A 17,784-nucleotide genomic window follows, 5' to 3' on the forward strand; every position below is an offset into this window, starting at 1 on the left:
TGGCGTCGTAACCCCGAGGATACTCTACTTTTTTGTGTTTTGGATAGACTCCAAAACTTGGTACACAAACAATTTTACGTCATCCCTCTGGAAGACGAAGGCCCATAATCTATATGAAAAATCGCATATAATCCCGCTTTCTAGCCGCGAACACGGAAATATACTCGAAAAATCGAATACAATGAGACAATAAACTCGAACCAGCCTTCCTGCCGTGCCCCCAATCAAGGTCACGGATTCAACGATACCCGAATATCGTCAAACAGCATGTAGTCGAACCCGCTGACGTAAAACCCAACCTTGCCCGATGGCCGGTGGTTCGGATCGGTGCCGGCGATTCGCAGCGCCCCGTCCACGTATACGGCGACGTCGCCGTCCTTCGCGACAACCTTCACCGCGTATTCCGTATCCGGCTGCAGATCGTGGCCGAGCAGCGGCACCTCCACCAGCTTCTGCCAGCCTGTGTCGTACAGGATCCAGGCCGAGGTTCCATCCGCCCGGGTCCGATAGCCGATCCGCGTGGAACCGGCGGCATCCTGGCGGTCGAAGATGTACATAACTCCGTCGTTCGGCATCGCGGACGGGGTTTTCAGCGTGAAATCCAGCTGATAGGACTCGAAGCTGCGGTCCAGCAGTCCGGTAGCGCCGTTCAGGATCTTGTAGCGGCGATTGCCGTCCGCATCGGCCGCGATGCTGCGGTTGGGATCGACCGGCCAGCCGTTCCCGCCGTTTTCGAAGTCCGTCTCATGCATCACGTTGGATACGGTGACCGAGATGTCCGCTTTGATGAGCGGATTCACCGTGGACACCGCCGTGATGATCGTTTCCCCTTCATAAACGGCGTTCACGACGCCCATGGCATCCACCGTCGCCACCGCCGGATCGGCCGATTGCCAGGTAACCTCCGTCTCCGGCGTATCCGATGGGTCGAACGTGAGCTGCATTTGCCGCTGTTCCCCTGCTGAGAGCCGTACCTGGCTCTCGGCAGGGATGATCCCGGCCAGCTCCGTCGACAATGCCTTAAACCGGATATCGTCAAACAACATGTGGCTGATGCCGGCGACATAAAACCCGACTTTGCCCTCGGCGTTGTGTCCGGGATCGTGACCCTTCAGCCGAAGTCCGCCGTCCACATACACGCTGATGTCGCCGCCTTTGACGAGCATTTTGACCTCATATTCCGTGTTAGGCTGTAAATCGTGGCCCGGCAGCTTCACTTCCTTCAGAATCGCCCAAGCGGGATCGTACAACAGCCAGGCCGAGCTGCCGTCCGCCCGGGTTTTGTAGCCGATCCGGCTGGAACCGCTGCCAGCTTGGCGGTCGAAGATGTACAGGGTGGCGCCGTTCCCGATGGTCTCCGGCGTCTTCAGCTTAAAGCTCAGCTCGTATTCGGAGAACGTTTTGGCGCTTAGCGCCGTAGCCCCGTTCAGCACCTTGTACCAGCGGTTATCGCCTTCCTTCACGATGGACCGGTTCGCGTCCTGCGGCCAGCCGTTTACGCCCGACTCGAAATCGGTGAAATCCATCACGCCGTCGCCGGCTTCAACCGTGACGTTGACCGTGGCCGTGAACAGCGGATTTTCCGCCGACGCTACGGTGATAACCGTCTGCCCCACCGCCTGGCCGGTAACGACGCCGTTGCCGTCGACCGTTGCGATGCCCGGATCGGCGGACACAAAGGTCAACTCCGGATTGTCCGCGTTCCACGGCAGCACCGCCGTACGCAGCTTCACCGTTTTCCACCGGTCTACCGTGACTTCGTCGTCGTAAACCGCAACGCCCTGTACGGGATAGCTGTCCGGCCCAAGCGTCGTGCCCGCCTTGCCGGCGATGCCGATCTCGTCGAACGGAATATCGGGGAATCCGGGAATGCTATTGAACACTTCCGCATCCGGACGCAGCGACAGATCGCCTCCCGCCAGGTCGACGAAACCGGGATCCTCCTCCGTCACCCAGTTGCCGGCATACTGCACCAACTCGAATTTGTCGTACGCTCCATTCTCGTTGGTCGTCGTGCTGCGCGGGACCGTGGGGTTATAAACCACATTGCCCTGGAACGTGTTCGTATCGGGATAATAGCGGTTTTCCGCGAAAAAGCCCGCGAGCTCCGGATACTTCTCCAAATAAGGCGTCCCGACGAAGTTGTTGTTGGCCGCGAACAGCGCCTGCCACTTCGGCATGTAATTTTTCGGCACCTGGTCGTCCGGATCGTCGCCGAGATACAAGTCCGCGTAATCGTAAGGCACCTTGCTGTCCACGAAAATATTGTTGCGGGCGAGGATATGCGAGCCGCCGTTGTTTTTGATCGCCGAATTGCCCATCTTGTAAAAAATGTTCTCGTCGATCTGCAGCCCCATCGTGAAATTGTCGGGGTATACGCCTTCGACGCCGGCTTTGGTTTCGCCGATATGATGGAAATAATTGCGCCGGATGACCGTGCCCCGCTCCTGCGGCGTTTCGCCCGCATTCATGTAAATCGCGCCGAGATCCGAGAACGTATTGCACACATCATAGATTTCGTTGTACTCCACGACGTGGTCGTTGCCGAAGATCAACACGCCGGGATGGGGCGCGTCATGCAGCTCGTTATGGAGCATGCGGTTGCCCACGCCGGACAGCAAAACGCCGGGATTATAGGCTTTGTGATAGTAGGCGAAATCGTGGATATGGGAATTTTTCACGACGTTTCTCCCTGGGGCGAGCGTCGTTTTGTTCCCTCCCGTCAAGGTGACGGCCGTCCCGCCGATATGATGGATATGGGTATTTACGATCGCATGGTCCGTTCCGGGCACGCCATCGAAGTCGTTGTAATAAAACCGGCTTTGGGTATTGACCAGCACGCCGCTGTTGGTGAAGTTTCGGATCTCGCTCTTCAGGATGCGCATATGGCTGCCGCCCATGAACACGGCCGCCGAATCGCGCCCATTCTCCAGGATCAGCTCGGAGAAATCGATGTACGAGGCGTTCAGCGCATTGATCATCGGCGTCTTCAACATCGTTACCTCGATGGTCGGATCGGTCTCCGTAAATTCGGCATTGGGCAGAAAATACAGCTTTCCGGCCTGGCGGTCGATGTAATACTCGCCGGGCATGTCGATTTCCTCCAGCAGATTTTGCGCAAAATGAAAATCCGGATACCAGTTTTTGAAGATGCCGCTCATCTCTCCGTAACGAAGCGTGATCGTTTTGGCGGCCGGATCGATGGAGGCGATTTTGTTGTACGACCATTCCCAGCTGTAGCCGAAAATGCCGTCCAGCCAAATATCGTCCGCCTGCGTCCAATACTGCGGGCGGTCATACGTATACGTAAATGTCCCCCCTCGCGTATGCACTTCCCCGTTCGGATCCTTCCGCGTCGGACCGGGATCGAGGATTTCGTCCATCTGGACGGTGCCCTCGTTTGGCCAGCGGGCCAACGTCATGCCTTGACCGTTGACGTAAAGCTCCATCGGCGGCACTTCGCTCAAATCGTTGGCCAGGTAGTAGCCGTGCCGGCTCAGATTGCCGTAATCGGTGATGCCAAGCGCCGCCAGATCTGCCACCAGCACCTTCTCCCGAGCTTCGGGGCTGATGATGCGGCTTAACACCGCCTCGTCGGCAACCGGAACGAACGCGGATTCTTCCAGACGCTCGGAACCGGACAAAACGACCGTTTCTCCCGGATAAGCCGTGTACGTGACCGGTTTGCCCGCTTCGCCGGAGTCCTGCTCCCGCAGTTCGAAGCTGGTCTCCCGCTCGTAGCGGCCTTCCCGCAAATACACCGTCACGCCGCCCGGCGGCAGCCCTTCCTCCGCCTTGAGTTCACGAATGGCGTCGCGGGCTTTTTCCATTGTCCGAAACGGAGCCTCCAGCGTTCCGTCGTTCGAATCGTTGCCATGGGTCGCCACAAAAAAGGACGTTCCGGGCGGACCGCCGTCCGCGGATGCCGCGGACTCCGGCGGTAGAATGGGATTCAGCGTCAACAACAGGATGGCGGCGAGCGCCGCAAGCAAACGTTTTTTCGCCATGCACCTCTTCCTCTCCGTTTGGAATATGAACGGCTCCGCCCAGTCATCTTTTGATCACGAAGCAGGTTTCATCCAACCTTCTCGGTGCTCAAAATCTAACTTTTTGATCGCGAAGCAGGTCACGAAGCCGTCCAAGCCAGCAGGTTCCTCCCGGTCTCCCCGTCGTGCATCTATGTCTCAAAGCCAACCTAATTTAAGAAGCGGTTCTTACTTTAATCCTTGATCCTGCAAAAATTGTTCGAATTGGCGCGTCACCTCCTCCACGTATTTGTCTTCGCCCGCCTCCTTCAGCTTGCCGTACAGCACGGGCCACGTTTCGTCGAAATCCAGCGTGCCGGTAAGAATCCCTCTTTTATATTCGCCCCATACGGCGTTCAGATTCGCGATCTCCGTATTGACCGGCTCGGAATTGAATTTGAACGCGCCAATGGGATTGACCTCGGCTTCCGCATTGATTTTCTTCGTTTCTTCCCACACGTTTTCCGGCTGCCCTTCCTTCAGATAGGAATTGAATACGCTGCCAAAAACCCAGTCCATGTTAGGCTTATACCGGGAATCCGGCAGCGCCTTGATGTATTCGCCGCTGAGCTTCTCGTAATGCGTGCCTTCCAAGCCGTTGCAAAGCAGGTTGTAGAGCTCCTTGTCGGTATTGACCAAGTTCAGCAGCATCATGGCCCGTTCCGGATTCGGCGATGTCCGGCTGATCGATTGGTTGGTGGCTGCCGAATAACCGTTGGTGTACCAGTTGCTGAGCGGAATGGTGATCACGTCGTTGCCGCCGTTTTTCGCTTTCACTTCGGCTTCCACGCCCGGTTTCAACGTCACGTCGAATTGAACCGCAATCTGCCCTTTGGTTTGGAAGTCTTCGAATTTGGCCGTTGCCGCATCCTTGTAAATATAACCTTCCTTATACCATTTGCTGACGAGCCGGTAATTGTCCAACTCTGCTTCGGGATACCGCTGCAGCGTATAGGCCTTGTCGTTCGTCTTGATGTAAAAATGATTGTCGACGCCGGGAACGCCCCAATACTCCTCGTCATGCACCTGCGGAATGAAGTCGAAGTAGTTGCCGAAATTGCCGAATGGAATGATGTCCGGTTCGTTTTGCTTGATTTGCGCCAGGAAAGGTTCGATATCTTCAATTTTTTTGATGGATGCCGGGTCCAGATTGTATTTGTCGGCAAACCGTTTCTGCACGATATACCCGTAGCGGTTCCCGTTGATCTGCTGATTCGGGATGCCGTAGATTTGCCCGTCGACCGTCAAGCCGTCCCACATCACTTGCGGGACATCCACCTTCAGTTCCGGCGCGTACGCCTCGAGCAACTCGTCGATCGGCTGGAGCGCGCCTTTGCGTACCAGTTCCTCCGGCTTCAGCATGTAGCCGGTCCACAGAATGTCGAACTTCTCTCCCGCCGCCAGCACGGTATTCATCTTCTGCACGTAGTCGCCGATGGCGACCGGAACCAACTTGACGGTGGCGTTCAGCTTTTCCTTCACGATCTGGTTTACCGCCTCCTGCACCTTATCCTGGTCAGCCTGCAGCTGCGACAGCGGATAATACCAGGTTAGCGTGACCGGTTCAAGCTCGTTTGCGTTTCCCGTTTCCGCCGCCGGAGTGTTCGCGCCATCCCCGCCGTTCCCGGCATTTCCGCCATTGCCGCCGTTTCCGTTCCCGCCGCATCCGGCGAATACGGACGCGGCCAGCAGAACCAGCACTAACATTCCTAACCATCTTTTTCTCATTGTGTGACCTCCTGTACATTTTGTTATATGTTAACCCTTGAGGGAGCCAACCGTAAGCCCTTTCACGAAAAATCGTTGAAAGAAAGGAAAGATTACCAGCATCGGTCCGCCGGCCAGCACGGCGATGGCCATCCTCGCCGAATTGTTCGGAAAGCTCGCCAGATCGATGCCGAGCTGCTGCGTAAACTCGGAATTGGAGGTGAGGAATTCGATGCTGTTCAAGGTCCGCACCAGCAGCAATTGGAGCGGCACTTTGCTCGGATCGTCGATGTACAGCATCCCGTTGAACCATTCGTTCCAGTAGGTGAACGAGATCAAGAGCCCCAACGTGGCCAGCGCCGGCGTGGACAGCGGCAGGATGATCCGGAAGAAGATGCGCAATTCCCGCGCCCCGTCGATTTTGGCCGATTCGATGATCTCGAGCGGGATTTTCGACATGAACCCTTTCATGACCATAATGTTGAACGGCGACAGCAACACCGGCAAAATCAACGCCAGCAGGCTATCCTTCAGATGCAGGTATTGAGTAATGAGAATGTACGAGGGAACGAGGCCCCCGCTGAACAGCATCGTAAAAAACACGTAAAACGTCGTGATCCGGTTATAACGGTAATCCGGCCGGGAAATGACGTAGGCGGTCATCGCGGTCAGCAGCAGCCCGGTCAACGATCCGATGACGGTCACCGTGATCGTCACCCCGTAAGCCCGGAGCAAAATGTCGGGAGCGTCCAGCAGATAGCGGTACGCATCCAGGCTGAACGATTCGGGGATGAATTGGTACCCGTTCCGGGTGATCGCCTTTTCATCCGTCAGCGACACCGCGACAACGAGCAGAAACGGCATCACGATGACGATGGAAAGCACGATGAACAATAAATTAAGCCATACCTTCGAGAGTTCGAATTTTTTGGGCATGCCGTCTTCTCCTCCTTACCACAGCGAATGATCGGGGTTGATTTTGCGCACGATGCCGTTCGCCAGCAGCACCAGAACGAAGCCGACTACCGACTGATAGAAGCCTGTCGCCGCGGACATGCTCACGTTGCCGATCTCACGCAGCGCCCGGTACACATAAGTGTCAATGACGTCCGTGGAGCCGTACAGGAATCCGGAATTGTTCGGGATGAAGTAATGCAGCCCGAAATCCCCGCGGAACATGTTGCCGATGGATAAAATCAACATAATGATAACGAGCGGCGCCAATAGCGGAATGGTGATTTTCATGGCCATTTGCCTCTTTGTCGCCCCGTCGATCCGCGCCGCCTCATAATACTCGCTATTGATGCCGATAATGCCGGCAAAATAGATCAGCGTGTTGAACCCTACCGCTTTCCATAACTGAACCAGAATCAGGATCACCGGCCATGGCGCGGCATTCTGGTACCAGCTGACCGGATCCATACCGAACGCCTGCAAGGTGCGGTTGATGAACCCGTCGGAATGGTTCAAGAAAGCGTACGCCACATAACCCACCAGCACCCAGGACAAAAAATAGGGCAGAAACAAAGCCGTCTGGTAATATTTGCTCCATTTCGCCTTGACTTCGTTCAGCAGGATCGCCAGCAGCAGCGCCGCGGCTGCCGTGGTCACGATGTAAGCGGCGTTGTAGAGCACCGTGTTGCGGGTGATCCGCCAGGCCGCATCGGTGGAGAACAGATAACGGAAGTTATCCAAGCCCACCCATTTGCTGCCGAACATGCCGAGATCGTACCTGTAATTTTTGAAGGCGATAATCAGGCCTATCATCGGAATATAGGCAAATATCAATTTGTACAGAATTCCCGGCAGCGACAGCAGAAACAGCTCCCGGTTATTCCGGAAATGATGAAGTTCTTTCCGGACCTTCGATTTTTCCCTGCGCGTTTCCGGCGGCCTATCCGGCTCTGCCCTCCGTCCCTCCGTCTCCGGCTTTCGGGCCGTCTCCGCGTCGCCCGCCCATGAAACACTTTTCAACATAGCCAAGCTCCTTCCTTATGTTCCTTTGCGCTTTGCGGCTGGCCTGCGATCAGGCTTTGCACGTCTAACGATAGCTCAGACCGGGGCTTCTCCGTTACTGTACAATTTCAGGATTGCTGTACGGGCGGGCTGTAACAATTTCGGATAGCTGTACCGGAGCGGTTATCCTGCCATGACCGGACGGCAAAAACCCGCAAACGGCATGCTCCGCTGCGGGTCCAAATTTAAGTTGGTCCGGATGGGACTCAAGTATTGCGATCGATCGCCGCTTTCAGGCGGTATTCTTTCGGCGTTGCCCCGTAACGGCGCTTGAACAGCCGGTAGAAATAGCTTTCGTTGCCGAAGCCGACCTTCTCCATGATTTCCGCCACGGTCAACTGCTGCTGCTCCAAATACAGTCGGGCCCTGGCGAGGCGGACTTCGTTAATCCGGTCGACCACCGATAGTCCTTCCTCCGCTTTGTACACCTGACCCAAATGAACGGAGCTCAACTTCAGCATATCGGCGATCCGCTGGACGTTGAGATCGGGATCGGCATAGTGCTTGTCGATGATTTCCTTCACGGTGTCGGCAAGCAGCCGGTTTTTGTTTTCGCGCCCGTTCCGGCGCTGTTCGAATACTTCGCGCACCACCTCCAAGAGCACGGCCTCGATTTCGTCCAGCGTTTCTTTCTCGAGGATGCGCCGATTCATGGCCTGGAGGTTGACCGTGACCGGGTTCGCGTTGTGTTGGTTCAATTCGCCGAGCGTATTGCTTAGCGTTACCGCCAAATGCAGCAGCCCGGAATACATATTTTCGAAGCTGAAGGAACCAAGCAGTTCCCGCCAGCTTCGGATCGCTTGCTCCGTCACCTCCGCATTCCCGCTTTTCAACCCTTCCGTCAGACTGCGTTCCAGCTCCGGCGGGACGCGGAACGAGTCGTTCTTCTCATTGACGCGAAGCCGATCCGGTTCAAGCACCGCTCCCTTGCCGAAAATCATCCGGTAGTTCGAGTGCCGCACCGCCAGGTTATAATGCTCCGTGATCCGGCGGTAATCCTGAAACACCTCGCTAAGCGTTACGGTAAAGGTGATCCGGTAATAGCGGAGGATGGTTCCTTGCAGCTCCTCGAAGCTCTCCCCCAGCTTCTCCAGCGCTTCTTGCGTCCCGCCGACGATGAAGACGAGATGACCGCTTTTCATATCCGCGGCCTCGCAGGTTCCGCTGCGGCGCAGCAGTTCCTGGCCGATGTTGGCGACGGCGAAATAGAGCAGCGATTCCGCCTGAGGGCCTTGCTCCCGGGCCAGTCGCTGGGCGTCGTCGATTTGCACGAGCGCCAGCCGAAGCGGCGACGGAGATGCCACGTCAATGCCGTACTGCTCCCTGATCCGCAAAAACGACGGTTCATCCACGCTTTCGCTGAGGCCGATCAAGCTTCGCAAATGGTAAAGCTTGGCGATGTTCCATTGCGACGCCCGTTCCTGTTCCAGCCCCTTGAGCTTGCCGAGCATTTCCGTCAGATTGTCCGCAATGAGCGACAACTCATCCCGCGCCGGCGATTCGCCACGGACGCCTTGCGGCACCAGCGTCAGCAGATGGCCGACCGGTTTGTAGAGCCGCAGCGAAAAGAATACCGACAGCAGCACGGCAAGCAGCGCCACGGATAACGTGACCGCGATTTCCGTCCATCTCATCTGCCGGACGCTGCCCAGCACGTCGTCGTAATCCTGCAGGCTGATGATTTGCCAGTTGTTCAAGGCTTTGCTCAGATAGGTCACCTTGTATTTCCTCGCATCATGCTCATAGATGAAGGAGTCGAGCGTTTTGTCCGACGTGCCGATGCGCTGCAGCAAATCGTCCTTGATATCCAGCCCGGCCGGCAGCGTGCGATCGTTGGAGATGAGCAGCCTGCCGTCGCCGTCGGTAACGAACAGCATGTCGTTCTCCCGTTCGGCCACGCGATTAAGCGCTTTCAAATTGTCCAGCATCCACCCCGGCTTCACCGTCAGAATCAGTACGTCGTCGTTGACGGAACCTAACGTAAGGCCGTCGTACACGAAGAAAGCGAACACGTCGATGCCGTCGTTCCCGCCGTCCAGGTCGAGAGGAAGCAGCTGCAGCTTCGGCAGTTCGGTACCGGACGCCATAAATTTGTCTAATGCGTCGTAAAGCTGTCCGTTGTCCAAGCCGTGGTTCAGCGACGAGAAGAAGCGGCCCTGTTTGCCGTTGTAAAAAACGACGGCATGCAGATAAGGGGAAGTCGCAACCGTCTTGTTCAGCCGTTCGATTTTCAGGATGCTCTGCTTGTAATCCCCGCCGGATTTCAGCGCGATCATTTCTTCGTCGTTGTACAGGGATACCGCCAAATCTTTGACGATGCCGTTCATGTTTTCGATGTTGTAGTTGATTTGGGTGAGCAGTTTGCGGTCGGCGTCGTTTTGGAGGCTGAGCACCCTGTCGCGGGCGACGGTGTTCAGGCCAAGGGAGGCGATGGCAAGCATGGCGACAACGGGCATAAAGCTGAGCATGATCCGCTGTAAATATTTGCGCGAGCGGAGCATTTGCAGCAAATTCATCGATTCTCACTCCCTGCTTATAGGGTGACTAGTATAGGGTTCCCTTACTATATCGTTCGCTTTTTGGGTTGTCAATCCTTCGCGTTGCCGCCGGTCCGGTTCTGTGACCGTAATCACCTTACGGCTTGGGCCTCTGCGTTATCCTTCTGAATGTTGAACAGATACAAGTAAAATTTGGATTCAGGAGGGCTTGAAATGGAGAAAATCACGGTTCAATACGAAAAAATGTATTATGGTTTCCCCGTCATTTTGGTCAGCTTTTTCGATCGGAGAGGGGTTCCCCACGTCACGACGGCCTCATCCTCCTATTCGCTGAAAAACATGGTCGTCCTCGGCTTCAGCAGCAAGGGTTTTGCCGCGCAGCAAATCAAGGCGGGCGCTGATTTTGTGATAAATGTGCCGGACCGTTCCTTGCGGGAATCGATCGATTACTGCGGCTCGCATACCGGCTTGGAAGGGAGCAAATTCACGGCGGCCGGGTTGACGCCGGAAGCGTCGGAGCATGTCCATGCTCCCGCCGTTCGGGAGTGTCCGATCTCGATCGCCTGTCAGGTCGCCGACGTCGTCGAAAGCGAGCGTTTCCCCGGCGTAACCAACATTCTGGGAAGAATCGTCAGCCGTTCCGTGGCCAAGGAATACCTGGATGGGGAAGGACGCCTGCACATCGATAAGCTGAATCCGGTGATGTATGCGGGGGACGGGGTAAACAAAGGTTTCCGGTTTCTCCAGGAGAGCTGACTAGCAAAGCGATCCGGCAATCACCTTTTCTGACGACCAGTGCGAAAAAACCGAGGTTTTCCCGGCCTAACGGAGCGGAAGGCAGAAAAAGAAACTGCCGGGGCCTGCTCCGATTGTTGCATTTATTTTAAGCCCCTAACGGCTTAAAAACGCCTGATTGTTGTATTTCGTACAACAATCTACAGTTAATTTGGCCTGCTGCTGCAAGATTGTTGTACTTTATACAACAATTCGGCCTGAAAACCCTGAACCCGAAGTGAGTGTTGTATAAAATGCAACATTTCCTCTTCGCAACCACGCTGCCGGGTTCTCGGTCCACTGTCGATCAAGTAGATCAATGAGGGAATCCGCCGAAAACTAATTAATCCATGCTTTAATCTCGAAAAAAAGCTGCTTCATCGCTAGCCGAAGCGATGAGGCAGCTTTTTTGTCCTGCGTTCAGCGAACCAGCCAGCGCAGAAGCACGTTCGCATGATTGTGGACCGGGTCCTTGGCGGCGTACAGCAGCGTCACCGGCCGGTTGCGCGCGATGTCGCGGATGCGGTCCGCCAGCACGGCGCGCTCCGGGTCGGCATCCAATTCCCGGATATAGTTTGCGCTGAATTCCGCATACCGCTCCATCCGGTGAGCGAACGCCTTGCGCAGCTCCGGGCTTGGCGCGATCGCCTTCATCCATTCGTCGATCGCGGCTTCCGCTTTGGTCATGCCTCGCGGCCATAAACGGTCGACGAGAATGCGGTATCCGTCCTCGGGAGCCGGCGGCTCGTAGATCCGCTTAACGCGAATTGGGTTAACCGGTAAAACATCGGTCATGCCAGCGTCATCTCCTATCAGGCGCTATGCGTTACACCTATTGTCTTAACAGTGTAGGCCAGAACCGGATCTTCATCAAGCCATCGTCTCCATCTTGCCGGCGTCCATGCTATCGTCGAAGATGATATAACGGTTCTTGCCCAGTCTTTTCGCTTGGTACATCGCCAAATCGGCGGAGCTTAACAAGATGGAGCGGTCCGACTCCCGCGGCGATCCAAGGCGAATTCCGATGCTCACGGTAACGAAAAACTCCTTGTCCCCGATGTCGAACGCTTTTTGGAAGCTCCTCAGGATGCCCTGAGCCAGGCGTTCCGCCCGGTCTCGGCTGCAGGGTTTGATGATGAACAGGAACTCGTCGCCGCCGATGCGGTAGACCTGCTGGCCGTTGCGGACGAACTGATGCAACCGAAAGCCCACCTCCTGCACCAGAAGGTCGCCCATTTCATGTCCCAAGGTATCATTGATCCTCTTAAAATGGTCCAAATCCAGAAATAACAGCCCCAAGTTATCTTGGCTGTCGCAGGTATCGAAAAACCGGTTCATCTCATTGCGGTTGGGCAAGCCGGTTAACGGATCCTGGTAAGCCATCTGCTCCAGCGTCCGGCGATCGGAAGCGAGCACGAACCAGGAGACGAGAAAGATGATGAACAAAGCCGCCGTTACGCCGTATACGGCCAAAAGATCGCCGGAAATGCCGCCGTTGAACGCAATTGTCGCGTAGTTCGGGGTCCCTGCCGACTTTATGCCGGATAAATGCATGGCCACCATCCCGGCGCCCATGATCAACCCGCCTGCCGCAAGATGATGCCAGCTCGCTTTTTTAGATAGGGCAAGGTAAAACGCTATAAAAGAGGAGAAGGTGCTGACGGCAACGGAAAATACGATATGCCCCGCTTCATGTTGCATTTCGTGGTACGGAGCGTAAGAAATCATGCCGATCACATGCGCAGCCCAGAAGCCGATACCCATGACGATCGCAGCGCCTCCCAGATAAAGAGCCCTGGTTTTCCCGTTAATTCGCGGATTTTTTGCAATTTTTGCAGCGATGCTTAGCGCCGTAAACGAAGCCAATATCACGACGGATGCCGAAAGCGCAACTACATTCAAGAACAGGCCGCCTTTTGCGTACATTTCACTCACTCCTCCATGAACCGTTCATTCAAGCTATATCGCCCCGGATCCCGACGGTTTGGTTATGGATCGCTTCGCCCGGTACATGGCCGATTTGGCCTGTTGCAGGACCGTATCTCCAGCCTCCGGAAAAAGGCCGATACCCGCGTTCGCCGTGAAATAAAAGACATGGTCCATAAAAGCGAGAGGCTGCTTAAACAAAGCGGTCAGTTTTGCCGCCAGCCTGGCGGCCTCCCGCTCCGTCCCGTCTTTGAGGAGCAGGGCGAACTCGCCATCCCCCATCCGGCAAAGCTCGGCCCCTTCCGGCAAACCGCCCTGCAGCATCTCCGCTATCCGGATCAGCAGTTCGTCTTCCGCTACCTGGCCCAATCGCTCGCGCGCCGGCTGCAAACCTTCGATTTCCAGATAGACTACCGCCAATCTCCCGTTCTTCCGGGCGCAGTCCGCCATGGCCTGCTGCAGCAGGTTCCGGCAATAGGCCTTGTTCGGAAGCGACATCGCTTCGTCATAATAAGTGCGGAAGAACACTTCATCCTTGAAATGCACTCGTTCGGCGGACAATTCCAATAATCGCCGGGCCGACTGTAATATGGACAGTACTTCGGCAGGCAGTGCGCCGGCCTCCTCGCGGTGCAGCTCGATGACGGCGAACGTTTCGGCGCCTTGCAGGCACGGTATCGCCAAGCAGGATCTGAGCTGCGGATGGATCGCGATCAAATCCCGGTAGTAGCGGCAGCGGGGATCCTTCATGGCGTCCGCGACGATCGAAAGGCGCTGTTCATAGGCGGCGGTACCGCATGCCCCTTGCAGCGGGGCGATTTCCATGCCATGAACGCGGCGGACATATTCCTCCGGCAAGCCGGCGGAGGCTCCGATCAGCAGCCGCTCTTGGAGGCTGTCCGTCAGCATGATGGAGCATGGGGCTCCCGTGTGCCGTTCGATGAGCAGAGCCAGGGCTTCCATGATTTGGGCCAGGCCCTGGCCAGCCAGGATCATGTCCATCAGCCGCGTTTGGCTGTCCAGCAGCTCTTGGAGGCTGCCGAGCCGGCGAGGCAGCGGATCTTCCATGCGATAGCGGCGGCGGTTAAATCGCCGGATATATCGGGTAATTAACGAGACCATAATCGTTCTCCTTTGCCCTTAAACGTGCTTACGCTAACCCAGCGCTTTTTGGGCCGCTTCGACGACGCGCTCCTTTTGAAAAGGCTTGACGACAAAATCGAGGGCCCCGGCCTGAATCGCCTGAACGACCATTTTTTGCTGCCCCATCGCCGAACACATGATGATCTTGGCTTGGGGATCAAGCGCCTTGATGGCTTGTACCGCTTCGATGCCGTCCATCTCCGGCATCGTGATATCCATCGTCACCAAGTCGGGGTTAAATTTATCGTAATAGCGGACCGCTTCCAGACCGTCCTTCGCTTCCGCGACGACCTCGTGCCCTTCGTCCGCCAGCATCTGCTTGATTACCATCCGCATGAATGCGGCGTCATCAACAACCATGACGCGTGCCATACCCATCTCTCCCTGAGGCGAAAATTGTACTTATCTCCGCATTGTCTCACGACAATCTCTACAAATTATCGACAACGGCAAAATTTTAACAAAAAGGAGTTTGAGCTCTCCCAGCGAATTAAAAAAAGACTATGACCTACAAAAAAAGCCTAATTATCATTTTACTTTTCCTGATCGCCATTACGGGAATCCGCCTCTCCTGGATTAACTTCCACCGGACCGTCGATCATCCGGAAGCGGCCCAAGGCATTTTGGACCTGCGAAGCTGGAAGCTCCCGTCCGACCATACGATACCGCTTAACGGCGAATGGGAGTTTTATCCGAACCGGCTGTTCGTTCCCGCGCCCGGACCGGCGGACGTTCCGGCCGATCCGTCCGGCAAAAGCTATATTCCGGTGCCGGGGAACTGGAACGGGAAATTCCCCGATACGCAAGGAACTCCCTCCTACCGCTACGGCACGTACCGGCTGCGAATTTTGTTGGACGATACGAATGCGGGGGCGTCCTTCGCGCTTCGTACCGGCGACATCAAACGCGCTTCCGCCGTCTACGTCAATGGCAAGCGGGCCGGAGGAGAAGGAAAGCCTTCGGAACAGCCGGCCGAATACGAACCGAGGTATTTTCCTTATAGCGTTTCCGTTCCGGCGGGCGCACCCACGATCGAGATCGTGGTCCAGGTTTCGAATCATACCGGGGAAGGCGGCATTACCCGGCCGATCCGGTTCGGCACGGAAGCGGCGGTGAACCAGCGCATCCAGTTGTCCACGGGGCTCCAGCTGCTGCTGTCCGTCGTGTTCCTGGTTCACGGACTTTATGCGGTAATGCTTTATTTTTTGGGCGCGCCGCGAAAAGGCCTGTTCTATTTTGCCGCAGTGGTCGTCTGCGCGATCATCAGCGTGCTGGGCGCGGACGATAAGCTCATGTTGGCCTGGTTTCCGGCGATCCCGTATGAACTCAGCGTAAAAATCGTGCTCTCATCGTATATCGGGGTCGTTTCATTCATCCCGCCGCTGGTCAAAAACATGTTTCCCTCCTCCGGGAACTGGGCCGTCCTGCGTTGGTTTGCCTATTTTTCGCTGACCTATGAGGCATTCGTCCTGTTCTTTCCGACGCGGTATACGATTCCGAGCGAGAGGTGGCTTCTGACCGCCGTATTGATCTTGGCCGTTTGGGTAACGGGTTATCTTCTGAAATCTTCGATCCGCAAGCAGGAAGACGTCATATTTCTGTTGCTGGCCTGCTGCAGCTTGGGGAACAACGTCTTATGGACGATCGTGCAAAGCCGCCTTTCGATGGAAATCATGCATTATCCGTTTGATCTGATGTTGACGGTGTTTTGTTTTGCCGCGTTTTGGTTTCGGCGTTACTTCCGGACGACGGAGCAGACCCAGCAGCTTGCCGAGCAGCTGCAAGAGGCCAACCGGAATAAAGACGATTTTCTCGTCAACACCTCCCACGAGCTGAGAAATCCGCTGCACGGGATCATGAACATCACGCAAAGCATGCTGGATGATGCGAAGCAGCCGGCAAACGAAGCGCATCGAAAAAGGCTGGACACTCAGCTGGACGTTGCCAGACGCATGTCGCGCATGCTGGATGATATGCTGGACGTCGCGCGCCTGAAGGAAAACACCGTCCGGTTGGAAATCGCCGACTGCCGGCTTCAGTCGATCGTCGGAGGCATCCTTGATATGCTCGGGTTCATGCTGAACGGCAAGCCCGTTTCGTTCCGCAACGGAATCGACGAGCATTTCCCGCCCGTCAAAGCCGACGAAAACCGGCTGATCCAAATCCTGTTCAATTTGCTGCACAACGCCACCAAGTTTACCGATCGAGGCGAGATTACGATTCTTGCCCGCACCGCAAAAGGAAAGGCTCTTATCCAGATCAGGGACACAGGAATCGGTATGGATCAGGCCACGCTGAAACGGATTTTCTTGCCCTACGAGCAAGGGGAATCCAATGCTATGAGAGCGGGCGGCGGATTTGGACTCGGGTTAAGCATCAGCAAGCAGCTCGTCGAGCTGCATGGCGGCACGTTGATGGTAGAGTCCTCCCTGGGCCAGGGCTCGGCGTTTACTTTTACGCTGCCGCTTGCCGAAGAGGCGGACGTCATGGCGATCCTCGCTTCGCCGGCTCCCTCGGCCGGGCTTCGCGAGGCATCGGCTACTCTTTCGGAAGACGCCGGCGGCGCGTCGGCTCCTCACGCCTTAACCGCCGGAGCCAGACCCAAGCTGTTGATGGTCGATGACGATCCGGTCAATTTGCAAATCCTGGCGGACTTGTTAGGAACGGAGAAATACGATATCGTCGCAGCGGCGAATGCAAACGAAGCACTGGCCCGTTTGGACGAAGGACTCGCGTTTGACCTGATCATCGCCGATGTCATGATGCCTTTTGTTTCGGGTTACGAACTAACGCGGACGATCCGAAAGCGATTTTCGATTTCCGAGCTGCCGGTCCTGCTGTTGACGGCCCGAAACCGTCCGGAGGATATCCTCACCGGCTTTCAATCCGGCGCCAACGATTATGTCACCAAGCCAGTGGATTCATGGGTGCTGAGATCGCGGGTCGAGGCGTTGACCCAGTTGAAATTGTCCATCGAGGAACGGCTGAGCATGGAGGCCGCATGGCTGCAAGCCCAGATTCAGCCGCATTTCCTTTATAACACGATCAACTCCATCGCGGCGCTGGGGACGATGGATATCGCCAAAATGCAGGAGCTGCTGGAGGAATTCAGCAATTACCTGCGGACCAGCTTTGATTTTCATAATTCCGACCGGGTGGTTCCGGTGACCCGCGAGCTCGATCTCGTTCGTTCCTATTTATTCATCGAAAAAGAACGCTTCGGCGATCGTCTCGATATCCGCTGGCAGGTGGAGGAGAATCTGCATTTTCTGCTGCCGCCCTTAGCCATCCAGACGCTGGTGGAAAACGCCGTCAACCACGGCATTTTGCGCCGTTACCGCGGCGGGACGCTGGATATCCGGATTACGGCTGCAACCGGCTTCTATGAGGTTAACGTCAGCGACGACGGCGTTGGTATGAGCGAAGAGATACTGTCGCATATTCTGGACACTCCGTATGCGTACGGCAAGGGGGTAGGACTGAGAAATACCCACCGCCGCCTCCGGCAGCTTTACGGAGAGGGGCTGGAGATCCGTAGCGTACCCGATCAAGGAACGACGATCCGTTTCCGAATTCCGAAATGAAAAAAAGGCCTCCCTCGGCAGCTAAACTAAACTGGTACCCATCCACTGGACACTTCAAAAAAAGTGTTTAGCGTATGGGTACCTTTTTGTATACTGGAAACAACAGTAGGG

At 55.9% G+C, this 17,784-nt stretch carries 11 protein-coding genes; 2 read left to right on the top strand and 9 right to left on the bottom strand.

Translation table 11 applies throughout. The features are described 5' to 3' along the window. Nucleotides 1–230: 230 nt before the first annotated feature. The 5 genes from ACQ4N8_RS26660 to ACQ4N8_RS26680 form a co-directional block, all read right to left on the bottom strand. Complete coding sequence (locus ACQ4N8_RS26660) at nt 231–4,007, bottom strand: Ig-like domain-containing protein (RefSeq protein WP_430707394.1); 3,777 nt, start codon at nt 4,005–4,007, stop codon at nt 231–233. 207 nt (nt 4,008–4,214) lie between these two features. Continuing rightward, complete coding sequence (locus ACQ4N8_RS26665; RefSeq protein ID WP_430707395.1) at nt 4,215–5,753, bottom strand: ABC transporter substrate-binding protein; 1,539 nt, start codon at nt 5,751–5,753, stop codon at nt 4,215–4,217. Between the two features lie 30 nt (nt 5,754–5,783). Beyond that, nucleotides 5,784–6,668 (bottom strand): carbohydrate ABC transporter permease, encoded by an 885-nt coding sequence (locus tag ACQ4N8_RS26670; protein WP_430707396.1) that lies wholly within the window; start codon nt 6,666–6,668, stop codon nt 5,784–5,786. 15 nt (nt 6,669–6,683) lie between these two features. After that, a complete protein-coding gene (locus ACQ4N8_RS26675) occupies nt 6,684–7,709 on the bottom strand; it encodes an ABC transporter permease (RefSeq protein WP_430707397.1) in 1,026 nt (341 codons plus the stop codon). A gap of 245 nt (nt 7,710–7,954) precedes the next feature. Continuing rightward, a complete protein-coding gene (locus ACQ4N8_RS26680) occupies nt 7,955–10,264 on the bottom strand; it encodes a helix-turn-helix domain-containing protein (protein ID WP_430707398.1) in 2,310 nt (769 codons plus the stop codon). A gap of 195 nt (nt 10,265–10,459) precedes the next feature. Between ACQ4N8_RS26680 and ACQ4N8_RS26685 the strand changes: the two genes are divergently transcribed. Then, nucleotides 10,460–11,002, top strand: a complete 543-nt coding sequence (locus tag ACQ4N8_RS26685; RefSeq protein WP_430707399.1) for a flavin reductase family protein — start codon at nt 10,460–10,462, stop codon at nt 11,000–11,002. 438 nt (nt 11,003–11,440) lie between these two features. Here ACQ4N8_RS26685 and ACQ4N8_RS26690 read toward each other — a convergent pair whose 3' ends face one another. The 4 genes from ACQ4N8_RS26690 to ACQ4N8_RS26705 all read right to left on the bottom strand — a co-directional run bounded on the left by ACQ4N8_RS26690 (nt 11,441) and on the right by ACQ4N8_RS26705 (nt 14,461). Then, nucleotides 11,441–11,815, bottom strand: a complete 375-nt coding sequence (locus ACQ4N8_RS26690) for a DUF488 domain-containing protein (protein ID WP_430707400.1) — start codon at nt 11,813–11,815, stop codon at nt 11,441–11,443. Between the two features lie 75 nt (nt 11,816–11,890). Beyond that, nucleotides 11,891–12,946, bottom strand: a complete 1,056-nt coding sequence (locus tag ACQ4N8_RS26695) for a diguanylate cyclase domain-containing protein (RefSeq protein ID WP_430707401.1) — start codon at nt 12,944–12,946, stop codon at nt 11,891–11,893. 33 nt (nt 12,947–12,979) lie between these two features. Then, nucleotides 12,980–14,068, bottom strand: a complete 1,089-nt coding sequence (locus ACQ4N8_RS26700) for a diguanylate cyclase domain-containing protein (protein ID WP_430707402.1) — start codon at nt 14,066–14,068, stop codon at nt 12,980–12,982. 33 nt (nt 14,069–14,101) lie between these two features. Beyond that, nucleotides 14,102–14,461 (bottom strand): response regulator, encoded by a 360-nt coding sequence (locus ACQ4N8_RS26705; RefSeq protein WP_430707403.1) that lies wholly within the window; start codon nt 14,459–14,461, stop codon nt 14,102–14,104. Between the two features lie 131 nt (nt 14,462–14,592). On the opposite strand from ACQ4N8_RS26705, the gene ACQ4N8_RS26710 reads away from it, so the two are divergent. Then, nucleotides 14,593–17,673, top strand: a complete 3,081-nt coding sequence (locus ACQ4N8_RS26710) for an ATP-binding protein (protein WP_430707404.1) — start codon at nt 14,593–14,595, stop codon at nt 17,671–17,673. Nucleotides 17,674–17,784 lie beyond the last annotated feature (111 nt).

The sequence above is a fragment of the Paenibacillus macerans genome (genome assembly GCF_050565405.1).
Classification (GTDB): Bacteria; Bacillota; Bacilli; order Paenibacillales; family Paenibacillaceae; genus Fontibacillus; species Fontibacillus macerans_B.